The 4,769-nt window shown below is 67.2% G+C and carries 6 protein-coding genes; 5 read left to right on the plus strand and 1 reads right to left on the minus strand.

Going from position 1 to position 4,769, the window contains the following annotated elements; all coding sequences use genetic code 11:
- From HY058_22375 to HY058_22390, 4 genes are all read left to right on the plus strand, one after another.
- Positions 1-196, plus strand: a 196-nt coding sequence (locus tag HY058_22375) for a GTP 3',8-cyclase MoaA (protein ID MBI3500049.1), incomplete at its 5' end; no start/stop codon positions are given.
- Between the two features lie 108 nt (positions 197-304).
- Positions 305-1,075, plus strand: coding sequence for an NAD kinase (locus HY058_22380; GenBank protein ID MBI3500050.1), 771 nt, complete (start codon positions 305-307; stop codon positions 1,073-1,075).
- 180 nt (positions 1,076-1,255) lie between these two features.
- Complete coding sequence (bluB, locus tag HY058_22385) at positions 1,256-1,906, plus strand: 5,6-dimethylbenzimidazole synthase (GenBank protein MBI3500051.1); 651 nt, start codon at positions 1,256-1,258, stop codon at positions 1,904-1,906.
- Positions 1,907-1,927: 21 nt separating this feature from the next.
- Positions 1,928-2,491: a putative glycolipid-binding domain-containing protein gene (locus HY058_22390; GenBank protein ID MBI3500052.1), complete on the plus strand. Its 564-nt coding sequence runs from the start codon at positions 1,928-1,930 to the stop codon at positions 2,489-2,491.
- A 256-nt stretch (positions 2,492-2,747) separates the two neighbouring features.
- On the opposite strand, the gene HY058_22395 is transcribed toward HY058_22390, so the two are convergent.
- A complete protein-coding gene (locus HY058_22395; protein ID MBI3500053.1) occupies positions 2,748-3,644 on the minus strand; it encodes a beta-lactamase family protein in 897 nt (298 codons plus the stop codon).
- Between the two features lie 121 nt (positions 3,645-3,765).
- Here HY058_22395 and HY058_22400 point away from each other — a divergent pair, with 121 nt between their 5' ends.
- Positions 3,766-4,398, plus strand: a complete 633-nt coding sequence (locus HY058_22400) for a glutathione S-transferase N-terminal domain-containing protein (protein ID MBI3500054.1) — start codon at positions 3,766-3,768, stop codon at positions 4,396-4,398.
- Positions 4,399-4,769: the final 371 nt, after the last annotated feature.

The raw sequence follows: 4,769 nt of genomic DNA on the forward strand, positions 1-4,769 counted from the left end.
CACGCTCTACATGTGCCTCGGCCAGAACGATGCGGCCGATCTTCGCGCCCCCTTGCGCGCCAGCGAATCCGACGAGCCCTTGCTGGCAGCGATCCACGAGGCGATCGGGCGCAAGCCCCGCGGCCACGACTTCGTCATCGATCGCCGGCACAAGCGCCCGGCGGTGGCCCGTCACATGAGCGTGACCGGCGGCTGACGGCGCCGTTTCCGCGACAAATCGCTTTTCCTCGCAGGCGCAATCGGCTACCCACGGTGCCCGCAGACGGCCTTCTCCATCGGTCTTTCCCCCAGCATCCGCAAGTCCATGTCCGTTCAGCGCAAGATCACGATCGTCGCCGCCGACACCGAGGGAGCGCGCCTGGCGCAGCTGCGTCTGGTGGAGCGCTACGGCACCGCCGCGCCGGAGACCGCCGATGTGGCGGTGGCGCTCGGCGGCGATGGATTCATGCTGGAGAGCCTGCACCGGCACATCGGCCGCGGCGTGCCGATCTTCGGCATGAATCGCGGCTCGGTCGGCTTCCTCATGAACGACTATCGCGAGGACGGCCTCATGGAGCGGCTGGCGAAGGCGGTCGAGGTGACCGTGCACCCGCTCTCCATGCGCACGGTCGCGGGCGACGGCAGCACCGCGGAGGCGCTTGCCATCAATGAGGTCTCGCTGTTGCGCGAGACCCGCTACACCGCCAAGCTCCGCATCCGGGTGGACGGTGTCGTGCGGTTGGAGGAGCTGAGCTGCGATGGCATCATCGTCTCCACCCCGGCCGGCTCCACCGCCTACAACTTTTCGGCCTATGGTCCGATCGTGCCCCTGGGCGCCGACATCCTGGCGGTGACGCCGATCAGCGCCTTCCGGCCCCGGCGTTGGCGCGGCGCCTTGCTCCGGCACAACGCCAAGATCGACCTCGAGGTCTTGGAGGCGAAGAAGCGCCCGGTCAGCGCCACCGCGGACTTCACCGAGATCCGCGACGTGGTCAGGGTGAGCGTGGAGGAGAGCCGCTCGATCCAGCTCAAGATGCTGTTCGACCCCGACCACAGCCTGGAAGAGCGCACCCTCAAGGAGCAGTTCGCGCCGTAGCTAGCGCACGTTCGGTGCAGCTCGAATCACCCCCTCCCCACCCCCCCCTCAAGGGGGAGGGAGTAAAGAGGAAGTGAGTGCGTTGTATAGTTCCCTCCCCCCTTGCGGGGGAGGGTTAGGGTGGGGGGTGCTTCCGGTCTGAATGGAATTCGGTCTCGCGAGGTGCGAAGCGCAAGGATGATGGTTCAATCGGAATCGCCACCGGAGTTCGATGCGGCCTTCCGCGCCAGGCTCAAGGATCTCTTGGAGTGGCGTCGCGACGTCCGCCGCTTCCGCCCGGAGAGGCCGCCCGCCGGCACGCTCGAGCGCCTGCTAGGCCTGGCCGCACTCGCCCCTTCGGTCGGCTTGAGCGAACCCTGGCGGTTCGTGATCGTCGACGATCCGGAACGCCGGCAGGCGATCCGGGACAATTACCGCACGTGCAACGCCGAGGCGCTCTCCGCCTTCGAGGGCGAGCGGGCGCGCAATTACGCCGAGCTGAAGCTCGCCGGCATCGAAGAGGCGCCGCTGCAGCTCGCGGTTTTCGCCGACCGTTCGACCGCCCAGGGTCATGGCCTCGGCCGCCGCAGCATGCCGGAGATGATCGAGTATTCGGCCGTGCTTGCGGTGCACACGCTCTGGCTCGTCGCCCGAGCCGAGGGCATCGGCCTCGGCTGGGTGTCGATCCTGGATCCGCGCCTCGTGGCGGAGATCTTGGCGGTCCCCGGAGACTGGCGCTTCATCGCCTATCTCTGCGTCGGCTACCCCGAAGACGAGGAGCGCCGTCCCGAGCTCGAGCGCCTGGGCTGGGAGCGGCGGCACACGCCGGCGGACTGCATTCTGTGGCGATAGCGGCAGGGAGCGAGGAGAGGAATGCGGCGCGACGTCGTCTGGGAGTTCATCGGCCAGAAAGGGCTGGAACACCTCACGCTCACTCTCGAGCCCGAGGAGATCGTCGCCGAGGGCATCGTCGTCGTCGATCTCGGCGACGGTCCGTTCCGGCTCGACTACAGGATCATTTGCGACGGCGCTTGGGATTTCCGTCGCGCCGATATTTCCCTCGACCGCGGCCGCGCGCAGGCGCGGATCGAGATCCTCCGGGACGAAACCGGCTGGTCGATCGACGGCCGGCCGCGTCCCGACCTCGCGGACTGCACCTTCATCGATATCCGGGCGACGCCGTTCACCAACACCTTGCCGATCCGCCGGCTGCGCCTGGCGCCTGACGAGCGGCGCGTCATCGAAGCCGTCTACGTGCCGATCCCGGACCTGGCCGTGAGCGCGGTCGAGCAGGCCTATACCCGGCTGGACGCGGAAGATCCGCCGAGCCGGTTCCACTATCACGGCATTGCCGGTAACTTTCAGGCCGAGCTTTCGGTCGACGCGGATGGGATCATCATCGATTACCCGCCGATCTGGCGCCGCCGCACCGGCTGAGGGCGCACGGCCCGGCGTGCAAGCTTCAGATCCGCGCCGACCAAAGGCGAACGGCGCAAGGCTGCGAGAATGCCGCCCTTCCTTGATGGCTCGCCCGCGATGGCCCGGCTCACTGTCTCCCGAATCCGCGTCGCCTCCGGGTCGTTTTCGGCGAGGCGCCTGGCCAGCGACCGGATCAGCGCGCGATCGGCGTCGCGACCGAGCACCTCGAAGCGAACCAGGCCAGGACGGGTAATACGGGTGCGGGGTGTTGCGGTCAAAAAACGGTCGCCAGTCTGAGGACGTGCTCTTCGAGCTGGCCCTGGCTCGCCTCGCCATGTTCGACCGGAGCGAAGGCGGCAACGGTCCGGGTCGGCTGCAGCTCGGAGAAATGGTAGATGGCTGCGGTGCTCCCCGGCCCCTGGCCGGTATGGCCGATGCAGCGGCGCCGGCCGGCGACGGCGTCGATCATCACGCCGAGACCGTAGCCCGGCACCCGAAACGGGCGCGACGGAGAGGGCCCGCCCAAGGGATAGGCCGCCAGCATGTGGCTCAGCAGCGCCTCGGGCAGCAAGTCGCCGGCCATCAGGCGATCGAGGAAGAGTGCGGCGGCGCCGACCGGCCCCAGCACCAGCCCGTGATAGACCCAGCCCGGATGGGTGCGACGCGGATTGCCCCAGATATTGCCTTCCAGGTCCGCAGGCGTCTCCGCCACGCGCACCCCGGCAATGCCGAGCGGGCCAAAGAGGATCCGCTGCAAGGCCGCATCGAGGCTCTCTCCGGTCTCCGCTTCGATGGCTCGGCGCACCAGGAGATAGCCGACATTGGAATAGGCCCAGCCATCGCCCGGCGTGAACAAGAGGGTCTCGGCGTCGACCCGGCGCAACAGCTCCTCGGCCGGCCACGGCGCCTCGCCCCGGGCGATCGCGTCGTGGTAGTCCGCGAGCCCGCCATAATTGCGCACGCCGGCGGTATGCTGCAGCAAGTGCCGGAGCGTGTAGGGCTTGTCGGGAAAGGTCTCGTCCAGCTGCAGCTTTCCGTCACGGACGAGAACGAGCGCGGAAGCGGCGAGCACGGTCTTGCTGAAGCTCCACCAAGGCACCATCGCATTCGAACGGGGCTGGCCAAACTCGCCGTCGACGACGACCGTACTCAGGATCTCGGCTGGGTCCATGGCCGCATCATTTCATAGCGCCGCCACAAGGCAATCCCCGAGAGAGGGTGGCGGGACGATCGCCATGGACAGAGGGAGGCGATGCGCCCAATTTCATAGCCGCACTGGTAGGAGATCACCCATGCTGCGGCTCTACTATTCTCCGGGGGCCTGCTCGATGGCCTCGCATATCGCGCTCGAGGAGAGCGGGGCGGAGTATGAGGCAACGCCGGTCCTCCTGGCCAAGGGCGAGCAGCTGACGGCAGCGTATCGAAGGATCAACCCCAGAGGGAAGGTTCCGGCGCTTGCGGTCGACGGCGAGGTCTTGACCGAGAACCTCGCCATCATGACCTATCTGGCGCTGCGCTTTCCCGATGCGGGGCTGCTGCCGAACGACGATCTGAGCCGCGCCCGCTGCCTGGCGCTGATGGCCTGGCTGTCGAACACGGTGCATCCCTCCTTCACCCATATCCGCCGGCCCGAGCGCTTCGCCGCCGACGCCGCCGCCCATGCGACGATCCAGGAGACCGGCCGCAAGAGCTTCTGGGCGAACTGCGAGGAGATCGACGGTCTCATCGCGCACAAGCAATGGATGATGGGAGCGCAATACTCGGCCGCCGATGCCTATGCCCTGGTGTTCTACGCCTGGGGCGGCTTCGCCCATCTGCCCATGGGCGAGCTTCCCCACTACACCGCCTTCAAGGACCGCATGCTGCAGCGGATGGCGGTGCGCCGGGTGCTGAAACGGGAGAACAACCCGCTGGTCGCGGCTTAGACGAAGACGGCAATCGCTGCCATCGACATTCCCCAGGCAACGAACCCGAAGAGCCAGGCCGCAATGATCTGATGCACGCTCAATTCATGATCGGTTGGTTCCAAGGAGTGCTGCATGGGTTCCTCCGCATGGCGATCTATCCAGAGGATGCCGCGGAACCGATTTGGCCGCAGTGATCGCGATCACAAGTCGGATCCTGCCGAATTTGCCTGTCGCACGATGGCCGCTGCATTAACCGGGCCCGCCGCCGCGACAGCCACGGGTTGACGCCCCGGGGCTTTTGCCTCCAAAGTGCGCCGAATCCCGCGCATTTGAGGTTCCTTGGGCATGCCAGACGGCGACGACCGCGACACGGGAGGCGAGATTCTGGA

Source organism: Pseudomonadota bacterium (genome assembly GCA_016195085.1).
In the GTDB taxonomy this organism is placed as follows: Bacteria; Pseudomonadota; Alphaproteobacteria; order SHVZ01; family SHVZ01; genus JACQAG01.

Bases quoted from the DNA above. Each gene is read 5' to 3' on its own strand.
- HY058_22380 (MBI3500050.1), top strand. From the start codon at position 305: ATGTCCGTTCAGCGCAAGATCACGATCGTCGCCGCCGACACCGAGGGA.
- bluB (MBI3500051.1), top strand. From the start codon at position 1,256: ATGGTTCAATCGGAATCGCCACCGGAGTTCGATGCGGCCTTCCGCGCC.
- HY058_22390 (MBI3500052.1), top strand. From the start codon at position 1,928: ATGCGGCGCGACGTCGTCTGGGAGTTCATCGGCCAGAAAGGGCTGGAA.
- HY058_22395 (MBI3500053.1), bottom strand. From the start codon at position 3,644: ATGGACCCAGCCGAGATCCTGAGTACGGTCGTCGTCGACGGCGAGTTT.
- HY058_22400 (MBI3500054.1), top strand. From the start codon at position 3,766: ATGCTGCGGCTCTACTATTCTCCGGGGGCCTGCTCGATGGCCTCGCAT.